Genomic DNA, 17744 nt, shown 5'->3' with positions numbered 1-17744 from the left:
TTTCAGACCTATTATTTCTTGCCTTAAGAAGATTGTCGAATATTACTTACACAAGATTTTACGCAGACCCAATCAATTTATTTATATCTTTGGTGAAGGATAACAAAATTTAAAGAACACTTTGTTAATAATCATTGAATCCCAGACTTATGTTTTTGATTCTTTGTCATATTCACTCCTTAATGAATCCCTAGTTATCGCTCTGCTTTTGTAATTATCTGAATCTTATTACTCAAGCATCTAGCAGCCTTTTTTTATGAAAAAAGGCTTATCCAATAAGAAAAACGTATGGTTTTTACTATTCTGAATATTAATACTTTTGGCAGATTTACAATCTTCTTTTGAAAAGGCATGATATAAATAATTCGGATTGCGAATTAAATTTCCGGATGAACTTATGTACATTTCAATGGGAGGTTTTTAAATGAAGAAAAAAACATTATGGAAAGTTTTAAGTTCTGCCGCACTTGCCGCATCTATCCTTGTACCCCAAGTGAGTTTTGCAGAAGGGGCAAAACCTGTAACAGTAGAAAATATATCAATTAATGGATTTATTGATTATGAAGAAATGAAACGAAAGTTAAATCAAATGGAAAAATCATCAAATGGGCTAGTTCAGGTTGAATCTGCAGGAAAAACAAATCAGGGCAGAGATATCTATACTGCCCGGGTAGGACAGGGAGATAAGGTTGTATTGGTACAAAGTGAAATCCATGGAAATGAGAAGACAGGAACTGTGGCATTACTAAATATTCTCCAATATTTAGGCTCAAGCCAATCAGAGGATGCGAAAAGAATCAGGGAAGAGTTAACAATTGTTGCTATCCCGATGATGAATGCTGATGGTTCTGAAATGGACAGACGCGGCAATGTGATGACTTGGGAAGAAGTTCAGGAACAGTTTCCTCAATTACATAGTGCGCAGCCCACCTGGAATTATTACACTCGCACCCTGCAGGGGGATAACTATGCAGCTGTTCCTGGATTCGATGTAAACCGTGACTTTAACCCAGATCTAAATTACGTGCCAAAGCCTGAGGACTTCCCTGGCAAATCAAGCACACCCGGCTGGTATATTACACCTGAGTCACAAACAGTCCGGGATGTTTATAAGAGTCTGCAAGAGGAATTTGGAAATGTTGAAGTCTTTTTAGATCTTCATCACCAAAATTTTTATAAAATTGAAGGAACAGATGAAGACGTTACAATGTCCATCTCAGCAGATTTTATTCCGGATCCAAATGCACCAGAGGGATCAAAATATAGCCAATATGCGGAGAATTACCGCTTTGACTTCTCCCGCCAGTTAAACGTTGCACTTTATGATGCCCTTCAGGAGAAAGGCAATTCAGTGTTTACCAATATTTCTTTATATGACCAGGACTTAGACCTGCCTGGAACTGCCTTGGGTTCCTTTGCCTTGAATGGAAGCGGAGTAGTCCTATTTGAGGTAAAAGGGCAGACACAAAACTATGGACAAAAGATGAAGGGTCAGCTGGTTAAGACAGTAGAAACAGGTGTAATGGGAGTCATTAATGGTGTGGCAGATGGCAGTGTATATGAATTGAACCCGGATGAATACAATGAAATTCCAAACAGGGAGTACATTCAATAATGAAGTTAAAGAAGCTGATGCTCTTTCGGAGCATCAGCTTTTCAATTACTGCAAATGTTCAGGCATGTCGTCCTTTGGGGTTTCCTCAGCAACCTCTGTAAAAATATCATCTCTATTTTCATCGAGCATATGGATGGAGAAGCCTTTGGCAAAAGCGGGTTCGAGCAAATTGATCAGCTGCTGGACATCAGCTTGGAGCTGTTGAAATTCCTTTTTTGTTACAGGCTGAGCTTCTTCTTTTAATTCATAGCCTACCTGCCCATTTGCCTCGAGTGTTGCCCATCGTACATCACTTATTACGGCTACGTTATGCTGCCGCAATTTCATTTCGAGCTGATCTACTGTAAACCGAAGCTTCTTCAAATTTTCCTCATTTAATATTCCATCTTCAATAATAATTTTTGACTGGCCTGTAATGAACCTTTCAAACTTATCAGATTTAACCTGGGCGTATTCCATCGTGATCAGGGTCAGAACTAGAATGAATCCTACAGCAAGAGTAGTCCAAATGCTGCTGCCGGAAACAGGCTGGATTAACAGGGAGCCGATGCCGATCATGATCACTACCTGAGCCAAAGTCATTTGTGAAATAGACTTTCTGCCAGCCAATCGTAAAAGCAATGTACCACCGATTACGATAATAATCGGTTTCCATAACCAATCAAATACCATACCTGCCCTCCTTCATTGCCTATTATATTAAATATTCTTTCTCAAAAAGAAGTTTCTAAATCCGCAGTATCAATTTATCTAACAAAAAGTGGATTTCCTATTGTTTCAAGGTTATTAAACATGTTAATATCAAAATATTATAAAAATTAAAACGAGTTAACAACAGCAGTACATAAAAAATTATTGTCGGGGGGATTTGGGATGAAGAAGATGTTGGCAATTCTAGCGAGCAGCGCTTTATTAATGCTGGCTGCGTGCGGATCAGGAAACGAAGAAAGCAACGGGGAAGCAGCAGAAGAAAAAACGGTAAAAATCGGGATTACCCAGATAGTAGAACATCCATCACTGGACTCAGCAAGGGAAGGGTTTATTGCGGCATTAAAGGATGCCGGCTATGAAGAAGGAAAGAACCTTAAAATCGACTTCCAGAATGCTCAAGGGGACATGAACAATAACATGTCCATTGCCCAGAATCTTGTAGCTGACAAAAATGATCTTATTTTAGCGATTGCAACTGCAAGTGCACAGTCAGTCGTTCAATCTACTAAAGACATTCCAATTTTATTTACAGCGATTACAGATCCTGTTGGAGCGGAGCTAGTAGAAAGTATGGAAAAGCCAGGCGGTAATGCAACAGGAACATCTGATACCCATCCAGATGCCATCAAAAACACTATCAACTCGATTAAAACATTTGTTCCAGAAGCCAAGAAAGTCGGGATCATCTACAATGACGGGGAACCTAACTCTGTTGTTAATGTAAAGGATGCGAAAGAAGCAATTGAGGCAGCAGGTCTTGAAGCCGTTGAAACTACCATTTCAACAAGTTCCGAGGTAAAGCAGGCTGCAGAATCCTTAGTAGGCCGTGCTGATGTGTTTTATATTCCTAAGGATAATACTGTTGTCTCTGCCCTTGAATCTGTACTGACCGTAGCCAACGAAAAAGACATACCAGCTTTTGTCGGAGAAAGTGATTCTGTTAAACGCGGCGGATTTGCTTCTTATGGGTTTGAATATCATGATCTTGGTTACACAACCGGAAAAATGGCTATTGATATCCTTGAAGGCAAAAAGCCAAGCGAAATTCCAGTAGGATACCCGGAGAGCCTTGAGCTTGTGATTAACAAAAAGGCTGCAGAGGAACAAGGGGTTACTTTGACGGAAGACATGCTGAAGGATGCTAAGGTAGTTGGGGAGTAGTCACTGATACAAAAACATTAAAAAAATACAGCCTATTTCGGCTGTATTTTTTATTGATCAAGCTGATTCTGAAGGAACTTTAATACGTCTTCTATTTTATCTGTGTATACAAGTGCACAGTCGAATCTAAATATTGCCCGGTTCTCTGCAGCCAGGTAATCTTCCAGTGGAATTCTCCCTAATAATTTTTTCCATCTTTTTTCTTTTTCCATTTGTTTCACTTCATTTTGAAATTCCTCTATGTTGATCTTATTGATAATAAAGCACGGATCAATAAGATTCGGGTAATTGAAGCGCTCATTTAGAACTTGAAGTTGGACTTATTAGTTTTTTTAAAAGTCATGGGACTTGTTCCAGTGGCTTTTTTCTTTCGATAACCAGGACTCTTTTTTACTAATTGGGCGGGAAATTAAATCGAAATACTCTTTTGTAAATTTTCTGAATATTATAAAGTTAATTTGACTGGTCTTTTTGTCTGAATCTTGCTTTAAGGAGGGAAATGCTTGATAAAACAAATGGCAGGAGTTGTGTTTTTTATGATGCTATTTTTTCCTAGTTTTGTGAAGGCCGGCGGTTTTGGCGGTGATGACAGCGGCACTCCAGGTTATTGGTACACCGGAGACACCCCAAACGTTATTGATCCTTCTAAATCTCCACTTGTGTTTGTACATGGCTATAATAACTCATCAGCTGTTTGGCACCAAGGAAATGATATGTACGAAGTTGCTTTGGCCAACGGCTATGAAACAGCCTTTATTGATCTTCATCACGATCGTGACATGTGGACAAATGGTGCAATGCTGGCTGAAAAGCTCGAGGAGATGTATCATCATTTCGGCGGGAAGAAGCTTATGGTCATAGGCTATAGCAAAGGCGGAGTAGACACACAGACAGCCCTTGTCCATTATGGTGCACATCCATACGTTTCCAATGTCATTTCACTATCCTCTCCCCATCATGGGACCCAGCTTGCAGATCTCGCTCATAGCAGTGCCGCATGGTGGCTTGCTGCTCTCCTCGGAAACAATAATGAAGCGACGGAATCCCTTCAGACAGGCAATATGCAATATTATAGAAGCATAACAGATAGACATGCAAATGCCGCAAAAAATGATTATTTCACGCTAGGCGGTACAAAATGGGGCTCATTCGGAAGTGCTTCCTATTGGGGAGGCTTATATTTGAGCCAATACGGCAAGAATGACGGCGTTATTACAGCGGTTAATTCCCGCTTGCCTGGAGCAACAATTATTATGGAAGGGAGCTGGAATCATACAACCATTCGGGAAGGGTCCTATACATTTCAAGTGTTTAGACCTTATACAACTGTTTTCCAGCCTGCTGCGATCTTGGCAGCGGCAAGCATGGAAGCTCCATCAAGCCAACCGAGTATAAACTCCATTGTAAAAGGCGGCAAAGCTGCAAAAACGATAAGCGACCAGTTTACAGTTGAAGAAAATGTTAACTCCATAACAGTAGCCTTCTTAAGTGATAAGAATTTGCCTTCCATAAAATTGAGGGATCCAAGCGGAAAGGTATATAAAGTAGAAAAGGCTTATAAAGAGAAATCTGAGTTCTTTAAAGGGGCATGGGTTCACCTGTTTAAAGTGGATGCTCCAGCAGCAGGCAGCTGGTCTTTAAAGGGGCCAGGAAAATCTTCATATCTCTACACAGTCAATATTGACAGTCCGTTAAATGATGAAATGGTGGGCAAGGCTGGCATCATGAGCGGCCAGAAAGCTTATAAAACAAAATGGATCCACTTCGGATTTGATTCATCTGGAAAGAAGCTTCAGAAAATAGCCGCAGGTGAGAAAAAGGGCCTGATGTCAGAAAATGATTTCAAGCAGGAAGGCGTATACAATGTGACCACAGAAATACAGGGGATATCCTCAAAGGGAAAGCCTTATGAAAGAACAACCATTGAGTCCTTTTATGTAGATAACAACGGAAAACGTTATGATTAAATTAATCCTATTACGCTGCTGAGAAGCAGCTCTTTTTTATTGGGGCACCTTTCATGAATGCTCTCCATTTGTGTTGCTAAAACATGAAACTTTAGATTTTCAATCGGTATGAATAGTATACCGATTTTTTCAGAATGTTAGAAACCGTACGATAGAATACAGGACTTTTAGACGGGGCATCGAATATATAAATGGTTAGGAACAATTTATTAGATTATGAATAAATGCGAACTGCATGGGATCGATAAGGGGAGGTTTCAATGAATAGAGAAAATATGCACACTAAGATTGAAAGGGTGCTGGAGAATATTGAGAGAGTGATGATCGGCAAGCGGGATGTGGCAGAGCTGAGCCTTGTGGCACTTCTGGCGGAAGGCCATGTATTGCTGGAGGATGTACCAGGCGTTGGAAAAACGATGATGGTGCGTGCTTTAGCAAAGTCAGTGGGTGCACAGTTTAAACGTATCCAGTTTACGCCTGATTTGCTTCCCTCAGATGTAACAGGTGTATCCATCTATAATCCAAAAGAAATGGAATTCCAGTTCAGGCCAGGCCCGATCATGGGCAATATCATTTTAGCGGACGAAATTAATAGAACCTCCCCAAAAACGCAATCCGCGCTTCTTGAGGGAATGGAAGAAAGCAGCGTCACAATTGACGGAGTAACACACCGCCTTGAAAAGCCCTTTTTTGTTATGGCGACGCAAAACCCAATTGAATATGAAGGAACATATCCCCTTCCGGAAGCACAGCTTGACCGTTTTTTGCTAAAGATGAAAATGGGTTATCCAGAGGTTGCGGAGGAGATGGAAGTGCTAAATCGTGCACAGCGCATTCCGCCAATAGAAGCACTGGAGCCTGCTATTGATTTAGTGGAATTGCGTGAGCTTCAACAAGAAATTAAGGAAGTTCATGTCGACGATACAATCAAACGCTACATTGTCGATATTGCTAATCGGACAAGAACGCATAGCAGTGTCTATTTGGGGGCGAGCCCGCGCGGTTCGATTGCTTTAATGAAAGCTGCTCAGGCATACGCATTTATGTATGGGCGTGATTACGTGATTCCGGATGATATTCAAATTTTAGCTCCAGCTGTGTTTGTTCACCGGATTATTTTAAAATCAGAGGCAAAGTTTGAAGGCATTACAGCGGAAGAAGTGGTAGAACGGGTAATTGCCAGAGTCCCAGTCCCTGTTCAAAGGTTAGTGAAGTAAGATGAACGGGGTATTTAATACTTTAAAAGGTGTATGGAAACTGCTAGTCCTTTTTATTCTCATTCTCCTCACCTTTTCTTATGCCATGTTTCAGGGAGGATTTGTTAGCTGGTTTCTCTTTTACAGTTTTCTTCCTTTTGCTTTATATGCGTTTATTTTATCCTTCTACTCTTTGAACGATTTTCAAGTGGAGCGGGAACTACCGAAAACGGAGTTCAATGCAGGCGAAAATGCTTTCATCACATTGAAGCTCAATAGAAAGACTGCCATTCCTCTTCTATACTTGTTTATTGAAGATGGATTGAGCGATCAGCTTGTTTATACGATACAGGGGAAAAAAGCAAAACGGTTTTTGTTTCCGGGCTTCCTTAAGGAAATTTCACTTCAGTATCACATAGAGCATCTGCCAAGGGGGGAACATTTTTTTACGTCCATTCGGATAAGTACCGGGGACCCGCTAGGCTTGATTGAGAAAGAAAGACATGTATTGGAAGAGAGCCGAATGATTGTCTATCCGGCTTATGAGGACATTATCTATAAGCCTTTGGCACATCATTATGACCAGGGGATGACTGCCTCGAAAGAGCGGGTTCAAAGGGATACATCAATGGCAATTGGAATAAGGGAGTATCAGCCAGGAGACAGGTTTTCTTGGATTAACTGGAAAGCAACTGCTAAGCGAAATGATATAATGACAAAAGAGTTTGAACAAAAACAATCCCATGATGTTTATATTCTGATGGATTGTGCCCCTGACAGGCGGTTTGAAGCAGTAGTTTCTTTTACGGCTACGATTGTGAGAGCCGTTCTTCGCAAAGGTGCTCAGGTGGGCTTCCTGTCATCTGCTGCTGACCGGACTGTTTTTCCAATCCGGGGAGGAGAAGGCCAGCAGCTGCAGCTGTTTTACCATTTGGCAAAAATAAAAGATGATGCTTCTGTAACGGTAGACCGAGTTCTAGAGGCTGAGAACTTTCTTTTGCAGCAAAATGTCCAGCTGATGATTGTTACTTCGCAATTGTCAAAGGTGCTAATTGAAAAAGCGGGATTTATTGCTTCAAAGAAAGGCTCCGTTACGATTTTTTTAATAAAAGAAGATCAAGAACCGCCAATACATGAGGAGATTACCTTAAAGGCATTTGCCAATGCAAGAGGAGTAAGGGTAATCATGGTTCATAATGGGCACTTTTCAGAAGCGTTTTCGGGGGTGAGCAAAGGATGAGGACTCAGAAGGTTCAAAAAGATGCTGCCACCTTCCTTTTATATGCACTGGGTTTTTTACTGTTGTGGGAATGGCTGAGACCGCTTAAAGAGTTAACAGATACTTCAAATATAACGGTTTTTCTTATGTTTCTTGTGTTGTCTCTGATGCTGGCTTTTTTCGGGGTCAGCCCTTTATTAAGCGGTTTTATAAAGGGGCTTTACATTATCTATGAGCTGCATTACCTATATTATGACGGCTCTTTTTTTCTAACTTCATGGATTCCTCATTTTGCAGGGGAATTAGCACATAATTTTGGTTTGTTGGCTGAAAGAGAATGGCCAAGCATGACGAATCTATTCAGGAGCCTCCTTTTCTTTACTCTGCTTTGGCTAATGACCTATCTGATACAATACTGGCTCATTAACCGCAGAAAAATATTTATCTTCTTTTTCATGACACTGGTGTATATTGCGGTTCTGGATACCTTTTCGCCATATGTGGCGAATGGGGCAATTGTCAGGACAGTGATAACAGGCTTTGCTGTCATGGGGCTTTTGACCTTCAACCGTGTTCTGGACAAAGAAGGGATTAAGAAAGAGGCTTCATTATCCCGCAAATGGATGGTGCCGCTTGCTTTGCTTATCGCAGTAAGCGCAGGCTTGGGCTTCGCCGCACCTAAAGCAGAGCCGATTTGGCCGGACCCGGTGCCGTTTATTAAATCGTACGGACAAAACAGCGGCGGCGATGGACCTGGAATTAAAAAAATTGGATATGGAGAAGATGATTCGCGCCTTGGCGGCCCTTTTATCGGGGACAGCCAGGTGGTATTCCGGGCAGAAGTGGAGTCCCGCCATTATTGGAAGGTGGAAACGAAAGATACATACACAGGCAAAGGGTGGGTTACCTTACAGCCTGAAGAAGAGTATCTCCCATTCGGAATGGGTGAGGACATTCCCGTCTCTTCGTTTATTGACAATGGGGCAGTAGAGACAGTAGAAGAGAAAAGCTCTGTATTAACATTTATGAATTATCCACATGTCGTTTATCCACTGGGAGTGCGAAGTATAAATGCTCCGCCGTTTATTACCTTTGAACTTGAAGCGGCAACAGAAAAAATACGTACTTTGGATGGCGGCCGTCCGGTATCATTGGATCAATATGAGTTGGGCTTTGAAAAACCGAAATACAGTGTAACGGCAATGAAGGAAGCGGCCTCAAAAGCCGGAACGCTTCCTGAGGAATTAATGTCACGTTATACCCAGCTTCCTGAAGAGCTGCCTGAAAGGGTGAGGGAGCTGGCATTAGAAATTACACAGGATCAAACGGACTGGTTTGAAAAGGCCAGGGAGCTTGAACGATACTTCCGCAGATCAGAGTATAACTATAGTCAGACAAATGTGGCTGTACCTGGTGAAAATGAAGATTACGTGGATCAATTTTTATTTGACACAAAACAGGGCTATTGCGATAATTTCTCCTCCTCCATGGTCGTGATGGCCAGAGCTGTTGGGATGCCGGCAAGATGGGTCAAGGGTTATACGGAAGGAGACTTCAAACAGTCGGCCGGATCTGGACTTCGTTTGTTTGAAGTAACAAACAATAACGCCCATTCCTGGGTAGAGATTTATTTCCCTGAGATCGGCTGGGTTCCATTTGAGCCAACCCAAGGATTCAACAATAATGTTCAATTCAACTTTGATACTGCAGCCCAAAATGCGAACCGGCAAGAGGCGGAGGAGCCAAAGGAGTCCGAGACGCCTGTGAAGCCTGAAAAAACGGAAGAGAAAGACTTGGAAAAACCCTCATTCTCCATCCAGGAGCTGTGGGAGTCAATGAAGACGTTTGCTGGGAAGTATTGGATTGCTTTTATGATCTCAATTTTAGCTGTGGCAGCGATGGCTGCAGTGTTCTACCTGAAGCGCGGCAGATGGCTTCCATACTACTTTATCTGGAGATTTAAACAAACCAAGGAGGATGAACATTTCCCTAAGGCTTATTTAATTCTATTAAAGGAATTGGACCGATATGGATTAATAAGAAAAAACGGTCAAACATTGAGAGAGTATGCTAAATATGTGGACAGTTTTTTTACCACTAAGGATATGAGCCGCCTGACAGCCCGGTATGAACAACTTGTCTATAGGGGAATCCTGAAAGAGGGAAGCTGGAGTGAGAACAAAGAATTGTGGGAAAATTTAATCAAAAAGACAATAGCTTGACCGCAAAATAAGCATGTTGTTACAATAGGCAAATAAGACAGCGGCATATCGTTCGGATTTTGCTGTTTAACAACTAAATGACGCAACCTTCATATATCCTCGATAATATGGTTCGAAAGTCTCTACCGGATCGCCTTAAATGATCTGACTATGAAGGCAGAATATGTTTTTTGCTATAGGTAAAAACCGGAATTCTGCCTTCACTTTTTTTGTGGAGCTGGAGTTTCGGTTTTTTTATTTTCTTAGCTTCGGTGCCTTGTGCTTTTTGATTAATGTGATGGATTGCTATGATTTTATATTTTTTCTAGATATTTTATTTGCAGAAGAGAAGACTAAAAAACAATATGACAAATTTAATGAGGTGAACAGCGTGACGGGGAAAACAGAACTTCAAAATCAAGAGATGATCGTAGTGCTGGACTTTGGAAGCCAGTACAATCAGTTAATCACACGCAGAATCCGCGAGTTGGGTGTTTACAGTGAGCTGCATCCGCATACAATTACAGCTGCAGAAATTAAAGAAATGAATCCAAAGGGCATTATTTTCTCTGGAGGTCCTAACAGTGTCTATGGGGAAAATGCTTTCCGCTGTGATGAGGAAATTTTTGAATTAGGCTTGCCGATTTTTGGGATTTGCTATGGCATGCAGCTGATGACTATGCATTTCGATGGAAAAGTGGAGCCTGCCAAGCATCGTGAATACGGAAAAGCTGTTCTTAAAGTTGAAAACCAGTCGAAGTTATTTGCAGACCTTCCTAGAGAACAGACTGTTTGGATGAGTCATGGCGACCTTGTGGTGGCAGCACCGGCTGGCTTTACTGTAGACGGAACAAACCCTTCTTGCCCGATTGCTGCAATGAGCAATGAAGAGCGCGGCTTATACGCTGTTCAATTTCACCCTGAAGTGCGCCATTCGGTGCATGGCAATGATATGCTAAAGAATTTTGTCTTTGGTGTATGTGGCTGTACAGGCGACTGGTCCATGGAAAACTTTATCGAAATTGAAATGGAAAAAATCCGGCAGGAAGTAGGCGGAAAAAAAGTTCTTTGCGCATTGAGCGGCGGTGTGGATTCCTCGGTTGTGGCTGTTCTAATCCATAAGGCAATTGGAGATCAGCTGACATGTATCTTTGTGGACCATGGCTTGCTTAGAAAAGATGAAGCAGAAGGCGTTATGAAGACCTTTGCGGATGGGTTTAATATGAATGTTATTAAAGTGGACGCACAGGAGCGTTTCCTGAGCAAACTTAAAGGAATAAGCGACCCTGAACAAAAACGTAAAATTATCGGCAATGAGTTTATCTATGTATTCGATGATGAAGCTGCTAAGCTAGCAGGCATTGATTTCCTTGCTCAGGGTACACTTTATACGGATATTATCGAAAGTGGCACAGCTACAGCGCAAACGATAAAATCTCACCATAATGTCGGCGGTCTCCCTGAAGATATGCAGTTCAAGCTGATTGAACCGCTGAATACTTTGTTTAAAGATGAAGTGCGTGCGCTTGGATCGGAGCTGGGCATTCCGGATGAAATTGTTTGGAGGCAGCCTTTCCCTGGACCTGGCTTAGGCATTCGTGTACTTGGAGAAATCTCTGATGATAAGCTGGAAATCGTACGTGAATCTGACGCGATACTGCGCGAAGAAATCAAAAAGGCTGGATTGGACCGTGACATTTGGCAGTATTTCACTGTCTTGCCTGATATCCGCAGTGTCGGTGTTATGGGCGATGCACGCACATATGATTACACGATTGGAATACGTGCAGTTACATCCATTGACGGCATGACATCCGACTGGGCCCGGATCCCTTGGGATGTTCTTGAAGTAATTTCTACCCGAATTGTCAATGAGGTATCTCATGTAAACAGAGTAGTGTATGATATTACAAGCAAGCCGCCAGCAACAATTGAATGGGAATAAAATACGAACATTAATAAAAAACGGACATTTAAATGTTCGTTTTTTATGTTGACTAGGACTTTTTGAGGTGTTATGATTAAGAAGAATTAAATATGTCGTTTTACGTCGTATAATCTTGGGGATATGGCCCAAAAGTTTCTACCGAGCTACCGTAAATAGCTTGACTACGAGGTAAGTGCAGTTAGGGATCTATTTCACGCAATTATTTTTCCTTATTGTTCCCTATTGCTGCGCGAGCCCTGTTGTCAATGCTCCGGTACTCAGTACCGGAGTTTTTTATAGCAAAATTCATATATCTGTATTTCGAGAACGGTCTAGCGCAAACAGCCTACCCCCTCGAGGTCACAAGCTTGGCTTGTTTCGGCTCCTAGGGACTCTGGGTCATAAGCCGTTTCCTTATAGAAGGAAGAACACCTTCTATAAGGAACTGTCTTATGCCTGAGGCCCGCAGGACAAGGAAGGCTTCGTCAGCAAAGTCATCGCACCACCGAAAGCAGCAGCTTTTGGAAGGATGCGGGTCGTGCAGGCCTTGCCATAGGACGTAGAGCTCTTTCCTTGAATGGGCATTCGCCTCCACATTTCGAGAAATCCTCCCAAAAAGGCATAGGATGCCTTTCCGGAAGGCTCGTCTTGTGCTTGTCGGGGTGGGTAAGGCGCTTCCGCTTTTTTGAATACAGACAACCAATAGGGGGAAGAGATAATGAAGAAGTACTTCCAATTTGAAGAACTTGGAACAAACTATCGCCGTGAATTTATTGGCGGTCTTACAACGTTTTTAGCGATGGCATATATTTTAGTAGTTAATCCGATTACCTTATCGTTAATGGATATACCTGATCTGCCGGATGCTATGAGAATGGATTATGGAGCAGTATTCGTAGCTACTGCAGTCGCTGCGGCAATTGGATCGTTATTGATGGGGGTATTGGCCAAGTACCCGATCGCTTTAGCGCCGGGAATGGGTTTGAATGCATTCTTTGCCTATACCGTTGTATTAACAATGGGTATTCCTTGGCAGCATGCTTTAGGCGGAGTTTTAATCTCGGGTGTTATTTTTATCTTATTAACGCTTACAGGCTTACGAGAAAAAATTATCAATTCCATTCCAGCAGAATTGAAGTATGCAGTAAGTGCAGGTATTGGATTATTTATTACATTTGTCGGTGCTCAAAGTGCGGGACTTATTGTAAATAATGATGCAGTCCTTGTGGGATTAGGCGATTTTACCGATGGGAATGTATTACTTGCTATTTTCGGTATTGCAGTAACAGTGGTCTTAATGACAAAAGGAATTAACGGTGGAATTTTTATCGGTATGGTGATTACAACCATCGTAGGGATGATTGTGGGTTTGATTGACGTTCCTGGAAAGGTTGTCGATTCTATTCCAAGTGTGGCTCCTACCTTTGGAGCAGCTTTCGAGGCTTACGGAGATCCATCCTTTTTTTCTGCCAGCATGTTAGTTGTTGTTCTAACATTTTTATTCGTTGACTTTTTTGATACAGCAGGAACTTTAGTTGGAGTAGCCAATCAGGCAGGCTTGATGAAAGATAACAAATTGCCGCGGGCTGGAAAAGCATTATTTGCGGACTCTGCTGCCACGGTTGTGGGTGCAGTGTTTGGAACTTCAACCACAACATCATTTATTGAATCGTCATCAGGGGTTGCGGCAGGTGCGAGAACTGGCTTTGCTTCTGTTGTAACTGCAGGATTATTCTTATTATCACTTTTCTTTTTCCCGCTATTGGAAGTTATCACTTCAGCTGTAACAGCTCCGGCATTAATTATAGTGGGAGTCCTGATGGTAGCATCATTAGGAAAGATTGATTGGAATAAATTCGAAATTGCCGTGCCGGCATTCTTAACAATTATTGTTATGCCGCTGTCCTACAGCATTGCAACTGGAATTGCCGTAGGGTTCATTTTCTATCCTATTACAATGATGGTAAAGGGACGCACGAAAGAAATTCATCCGGTTATGTACGTCCTGTTTGTGATCTTCATCCTGTATTTTATTTTCTTAAAATAATAAGCTGACTTGGGATCCGCACTAAAATGCGGGTCTTTTTTTTATCGCAGTCTAACGGGCAGTAGGTCTCCATGACTCAGAGGAATTAAAAGGAGATCAGGCCCTTAAAGGCCAGATTAATTTAACTAACAATTAGTGGAGAACACACCCAACTGATTGAAGTTTCACTTTATTTGCAATTTATTTACCCCAATCCGTTGACTTCCTTGACAGGCTTTAATAACATGAGAGTACATTTGTTTAATGGGCGGGGAGAATAGAATGGGAGAGTATAAGGTAGTAAAGGTACTTAATAATAATGTCCTTATTGGCAGCCATGATTCTTTCGGAGAAGTAGTACTTATTGGGAAAGGTTTAGGTTTTAACCGGAAGTCTGGCCAGCATATTGATGCGGCTCTGGTTGAAAAACTTTTTGTGCTTAAGAACGAAAAGGAGCAGGAAAATTATATTAAATTAATGCCTTTTGTTGATAATGAATTGCTCGAAGCAATCATCTCTTCTATCGAATTGATTAAACAAAAGTCCAACTCCGTTCTTAATGAACACATTCATGTTGCTTTGACGGATCATTTGATGTTTGCGGTAAACCGCTTGAAGAAAGGAATGGAGATGAAAAATCCGTTCCTTATTGAAACAAAAGCCTTGTACCCATTTGAATATGAAATTGCCCAAGAAGTTGTAAGCGTTATCGGAGAACGAACTGGCATCCATTTGCCTGAAGGAGAGATTGGTTTTATTGCCCTTCATGTTCATAGCGCCGTGATGAATCGCAGCTTATCTGAGATCAACCAGCATTCTCAGCTTGTGACCCATCTTATTAACATGATTGAAGAACAGCTTGATATAAAGATTGATAAAGATAGCATAGATTACATGAGGCTTGTCCGCCATATCCGCTTTACGATTGAACGTGTAAACAAAGGTGAAGTGGTCGAAGAACCGGAAAAAATAACTTTCCTCTTGAAAGAAGAATACCCGGTGTGCTACAATCTCTCATGGAAGATCATTAAGGTAATGCAGCAAACATTAAAAAAGCCAGTCTATAATGCGGAAGCGGTTTATTTGACCATGCATCTGCAGAGACTTCAAAAGAAAATAAATTAGTCATTATTTCATCTTTACGTGTTACTGATTCGATCAGGCATGAGTGAAGAAAGGTAATGGAATCTAGGTGAATAGGGTAAGATAACCCTTGTATACACCAAAGTTCTTTACCTTTTTCCTCATGCCTTTTTTATTTGTTTTTAATGCTTGCGAAAGAAATGAAAACGCTTAATGAGTAAAAAAATTAGGAGGTTAATTTATGTTTAAAAAAGTATTCGGCGTCCTGCAAAAGGTAGGGAAAGCTTTAATGCTTCCTGTCGCACTATTACCTGCAGCCGGTATCCTGCTTGCATTGGGTGCAGCGCTGCAAAACCCGGCTTTGCTTGAATTGGCACCGTTCCTGGATAACAGTGGAGTGGAAGTCGTCGCCCAGGTAATGCAAAAAGCAGGGGACATCGTATTCGCGAACTTACCAGTACTATTCGCAGTTGGTGTAGCCGTTGGTTTGGCTGGCGGTGAAGGGGTAGCAGCACTTGCTGCCATCATCGGATATTTAATTATGAATGTTACAATGGGTACTGCAGCCGGCATTACTGCGGAGGATGTAAATGGACTTAACTATGCTAACATCTTAGGAATCCCAACTCTGCAGACGGGTGTATTCGGCGGGATCATTGTTGGTATCATCGCTGCAGCTTTATATAACAGGTTTTATGAAATCGAATTGCCTTCCTACTTAGGTTTCTTTGCAGGAAAGCGTTTCGTTCCTATTATTACTGCTGCAACATCAGTAGTCCTTGGATTGCTTATGCTTGTGATTTGGCCTCCGATTCAGGAAGGACTAAATGCTTTCTCTCAAAACATGGTACATGCAAACTTAACTCTATCAGCATTTATTTTTGGGTTAATTGAACGTTCATTGATTCCTTTCGGATTGCATCATATCTTCTATTCGCCATTCTGGTATGAGTTTGGCCAATATGTAACAAGTGCCGGTGAAACTGTTCGCGGTGACCAGCGTATTTTCATGGCCCAGATCAGTGACAACGTTCAAGAGTTGACAGCTGGTACCTTCATGACTGGTAAATTCCCGTTCATGATGTTTGGTCTTCCGGCTGCAGCGCTAGCAATTTATCATGAAGCAAGACCTGAAAAGAAAGTTCTAGTCGGCGGGTTAATGGGTTCTGCAGCTTTAACCTCATTCTTAACTGGTATTACAGAACCTCTTGAGTTCTCATTCTTATTCGTAGCACCTGTACTTTTTGCAGTGCACGCAGTGTTTGCAGGTCTTTCTTTCATGACCATGCATTTATTGGATGTTAAAATTGGTATGACATTCTCAGGTGGATTGATCGACTATATTCTGTTTGGTTTAATCAACCCACAGACAAATGCATGGATTGTTATTCCGGTTGGTCTTGTCTTTGCGGTTATTTATTATTTCGGCTTCAGATTTGCCATCCGCAAATTTAACCTAAAAACTCCGGGCCGTGAAGATGTAGAAGATGAAGAAGAGGTTGCTTCCGGCAAAGGCGGAGACCTTCCGTATGAAGTACTTGAAGCGATGGGCGGACAAGAAAACATTGCTCACCTTGACGCATGCATCACTCGGCTTCGTGTATCTGTAAATGAGATTAATAATGTAGATAAAGATCGTTTGAAGAAATTGGGTGCTTCCGGTGTATTGGAAATCGGTAACAACATCCAGGCTATCTTTGGACCGAGATCCGAGACAATCAAAGGCCAGATGAAAGATATTATGACTGGTAAAAGACCGCGTGCAGTCGAAAAGGCTCCAGAAGGCGGAGTTGAACAGCAAATCGAAGAAGTTAATCCTGAAGCGCTTCGAACTGAGCACAAGGAAGATCTTTTTGTTGCGCCGATCAAAGGTGAGATCAAACCAATTACAGATGTTCCTGATGCGGTATTCTCAGGAAAAATGATGGGTGATGGGTTCGCGATTGTGCCTTCTGAAGGAACAGTTGTATCACCTGTGAACGGAAAAATCGTTAATATGTTCCCGACAAAACATGCAATTGGTATTCTTTCGGATTCCGGCCGTGAGATCCTTATCCATGTAGGTATTGATACCGTGAACCTAAAAGGTCAAGGGTTTGAAACATTGGTAGCTGAAAATGACCGTGTAGAAGCGGGGCAGCCGTTATTAAAAGTGGATCTTGATTACATTGAGAAAAATGCTACTTCTAAAATCACGCCAATCGTATTTACTAATCTTGAGCAAGGTGAAGCGGTAAAGATTAATAAACCAGGCATAGTAGATTTGAAAGACAAAGATATTATTACGATCTCTAAATAGCAGCAAATATATATATATAGAAGAAACCAGTCTGAAACTTGGCTGGTTTCTTTTTTGATGTGGGGTGATCTGTTAATGGCTATTATATCCAATGTTTTTTTAAATAATTTGTTGACATTACGGGTATTTAAATGTTAATATATTAACACAGTCGCTTGAGACGTTAACAGCTGCTTTAAAAAACTCAAAAAAAGTTGTTGACGACGCGATCAGAAAATGATATATTAATAAAGTTGCTGCTTCTGAGCAACAGATTGATCTTTGAAAACTGAACGAACAAAAACGTCAACGTTAATTCTTTAGTCTTTTTTGAAAAGACAAATCGAGCTTAATCAACTC

Annotated in this window: 13 protein-coding genes and 2 riboswitches; of the genes, 10 read left to right on the top strand and 3 right to left on the bottom strand. The window is 41.5% G+C overall.

Features of this window, described 5'->3' with window-relative positions; translation table 11 throughout:
* Nucleotides 1-424: 424 nt before the first annotated feature.
* A complete protein-coding gene (locus NCCP133_RS21200) occupies nucleotides 425-1615 on the top strand; it encodes a M14 family zinc carboxypeptidase (RefSeq protein WP_264807227.1) in 1191 nt (396 codons plus the stop codon).
* A 45-nt stretch (nucleotides 1616-1660) separates the two neighbouring features.
* On the opposite strand, the gene NCCP133_RS21195 is transcribed toward NCCP133_RS21200, so the two are convergent.
* Complete coding sequence (locus tag NCCP133_RS21195; protein ID WP_264807226.1) at nucleotides 1661-2287, bottom strand: DUF421 domain-containing protein; 627 nt, start codon at nucleotides 2285-2287, stop codon at nucleotides 1661-1663.
* 201 nt (nucleotides 2288-2488) lie between these two features.
* Here NCCP133_RS21195 and NCCP133_RS21190 point away from each other — a divergent pair, with 201 nt between their 5' ends.
* Entirely contained in the window at nucleotides 2489-3487 is a 999-nt protein-coding gene (locus NCCP133_RS21190) for an ABC transporter substrate-binding protein (protein WP_264807225.1), read from the top strand.
* A gap of 50 nt (nucleotides 3488-3537) precedes the next feature.
* On the opposite strand, the gene NCCP133_RS21185 is transcribed toward NCCP133_RS21190, so the two are convergent.
* On the bottom strand, nucleotides 3538-3699 hold the full coding sequence (locus tag NCCP133_RS21185; RefSeq protein WP_264807224.1) for a hypothetical protein: 162 nt from the start codon (nucleotides 3697-3699) through the stop codon (nucleotides 3538-3540).
* 291 nt (nucleotides 3700-3990) lie between these two features.
* Between NCCP133_RS21185 and NCCP133_RS21180 the strand changes: the two genes are divergently transcribed.
* The 5 genes from NCCP133_RS21180 (at nucleotide 3991) to guaA (ending at nucleotide 12015) form a co-directional block, all read left to right on the top strand.
* Nucleotides 3991-5454, top strand: coding sequence for an esterase/lipase family protein (locus NCCP133_RS21180; RefSeq protein ID WP_264807223.1), 1464 nt, complete (start codon nucleotides 3991-3993; stop codon nucleotides 5452-5454).
* 260 nt (nucleotides 5455-5714) lie between these two features.
* On the top strand, nucleotides 5715-6671 hold the full coding sequence (locus NCCP133_RS21175) for an AAA family ATPase (RefSeq protein ID WP_264807222.1): 957 nt from the start codon (nucleotides 5715-5717) through the stop codon (nucleotides 6669-6671).
* 1 nt (nucleotide 6672) lies between these two features.
* Nucleotides 6673-7890 (top strand): DUF58 domain-containing protein, encoded by a 1218-nt coding sequence (locus tag NCCP133_RS21170; RefSeq protein ID WP_264807221.1) that lies wholly within the window; start codon nucleotides 6673-6675, stop codon nucleotides 7888-7890.
* The gene (locus NCCP133_RS21165) at nucleotides 7887-10091 is read left to right on the top strand and encodes a transglutaminaseTgpA domain-containing protein (RefSeq protein ID WP_264807220.1); all 2205 of its coding nucleotides are present in this window, start codon (nucleotides 7887-7889) and stop codon (nucleotides 10089-10091) included. The genes NCCP133_RS21170 and NCCP133_RS21165 overlap by 4 nt, the downstream gene beginning before the upstream one ends.
* Before the next feature lie 69 nt (nucleotides 10092-10160).
* A riboswitch (purine riboswitch) is annotated at nucleotides 10161-10262 on the top strand.
* A gap of 232 nt (nucleotides 10263-10494) precedes the next feature.
* Entirely contained in the window at nucleotides 10495-12015 is a 1521-nt protein-coding gene (gene guaA, locus NCCP133_RS21160; protein ID WP_264807228.1) for a glutamine-hydrolyzing GMP synthase, read from the top strand.
* Between the two features lie 85 nt (nucleotides 12016-12100).
* Nucleotides 12101-12202, top strand: a riboswitch (purine riboswitch).
* Between the two features lie 245 nt (nucleotides 12203-12447).
* Here the strand turns inward: guaA and NCCP133_RS21155 are convergent.
* The gene (locus NCCP133_RS21155) at nucleotides 12448-12594 is read right to left on the bottom strand and encodes a hypothetical protein (RefSeq protein ID WP_264807219.1); all 147 of its coding nucleotides are present in this window, start codon (nucleotides 12592-12594) and stop codon (nucleotides 12448-12450) included.
* A 121-nt stretch (nucleotides 12595-12715) separates the two neighbouring features.
* Here NCCP133_RS21155 and NCCP133_RS21150 point away from each other — a divergent pair, with 121 nt between their 5' ends.
* The 3 genes from NCCP133_RS21150 to ptsG all read left to right on the top strand — a co-directional run bounded on the left by NCCP133_RS21150 (nucleotide 12716) and on the right by ptsG (nucleotide 17405).
* Entirely contained in the window at nucleotides 12716-14044 is a 1329-nt protein-coding gene (locus NCCP133_RS21150) for an NCS2 family permease (RefSeq protein ID WP_264807218.1), read from the top strand.
* Nucleotides 14045-14305: 261 nt separating this feature from the next.
* Complete coding sequence (glcT, locus tag NCCP133_RS21145; RefSeq protein WP_264807217.1) at nucleotides 14306-15148, top strand: glucose PTS transporter transcription antiterminator GlcT; 843 nt, start codon at nucleotides 14306-14308, stop codon at nucleotides 15146-15148.
* Between the two features lie 199 nt (nucleotides 15149-15347).
* Entirely contained in the window at nucleotides 15348-17405 is a 2058-nt protein-coding gene (gene ptsG / locus NCCP133_RS21140; RefSeq protein WP_264807216.1) for a glucose-specific PTS transporter subunit IIBC, read from the top strand.
* The last annotated feature ends 339 nt before the right edge of the window (nucleotides 17406-17744 follow it).

The sequence above is a fragment of the Cytobacillus sp. NCCP-133 genome (assembly GCF_026011715.1).
Taxonomy (GTDB): Bacteria; Bacillota; Bacilli; order Bacillales; family Cytobacillaceae; genus Cytobacillus.
This window is presented reverse-complemented; position numbering and strand designations above follow the sequence as displayed.

Coding starts and splice junctions, on each gene's coding strand:
- NCCP133_RS21200 (WP_264807227.1), top strand. CDS start 425: ATGAAGAAAAAAACATTATGGAAAGTTTTAAGTTCTGCCGCACTTGCC.
- NCCP133_RS21195 (WP_264807226.1), bottom strand. CDS start 2,287: ATGGTATTTGATTGGTTATGGAAACCGATTATTATCGTAATCGGTGGT.
- NCCP133_RS21190 (WP_264807225.1), top strand. CDS start 2,489: ATGAAGAAGATGTTGGCAATTCTAGCGAGCAGCGCTTTATTAATGCTG.
- NCCP133_RS21185 (WP_264807224.1), bottom strand. CDS start 3,699: ATGGAAAAAGAAAAAAGATGGAAAAAATTATTAGGGAGAATTCCACTG.
- NCCP133_RS21175 (WP_264807222.1), top strand. CDS start 5,715: ATGAATAGAGAAAATATGCACACTAAGATTGAAAGGGTGCTGGAGAAT.
- NCCP133_RS21170 (WP_264807221.1), top strand. CDS start 6,673: ATGAACGGGGTATTTAATACTTTAAAAGGTGTATGGAAACTGCTAGTC.
- NCCP133_RS21165 (WP_264807220.1), top strand. CDS start 7,887: ATGAGGACTCAGAAGGTTCAAAAAGATGCTGCCACCTTCCTTTTATAT.
- guaA (WP_264807228.1), top strand. CDS start 10,495: ATGATCGTAGTGCTGGACTTTGGAAGCCAGTACAATCAGTTAATCACA.
- NCCP133_RS21155 (WP_264807219.1), bottom strand. CDS start 12,594: ATGTGGAGGCGAATGCCCATTCAAGGAAAGAGCTCTACGTCCTATGGC.
- NCCP133_RS21150 (WP_264807218.1), top strand. CDS start 12,716: ATGAAGAAGTACTTCCAATTTGAAGAACTTGGAACAAACTATCGCCGT.
- glcT (WP_264807217.1), top strand. CDS start 14,306: ATGGGAGAGTATAAGGTAGTAAAGGTACTTAATAATAATGTCCTTATT.
- ptsG (WP_264807216.1), top strand. CDS start 15,348: ATGTTTAAAAAAGTATTCGGCGTCCTGCAAAAGGTAGGGAAAGCTTTA.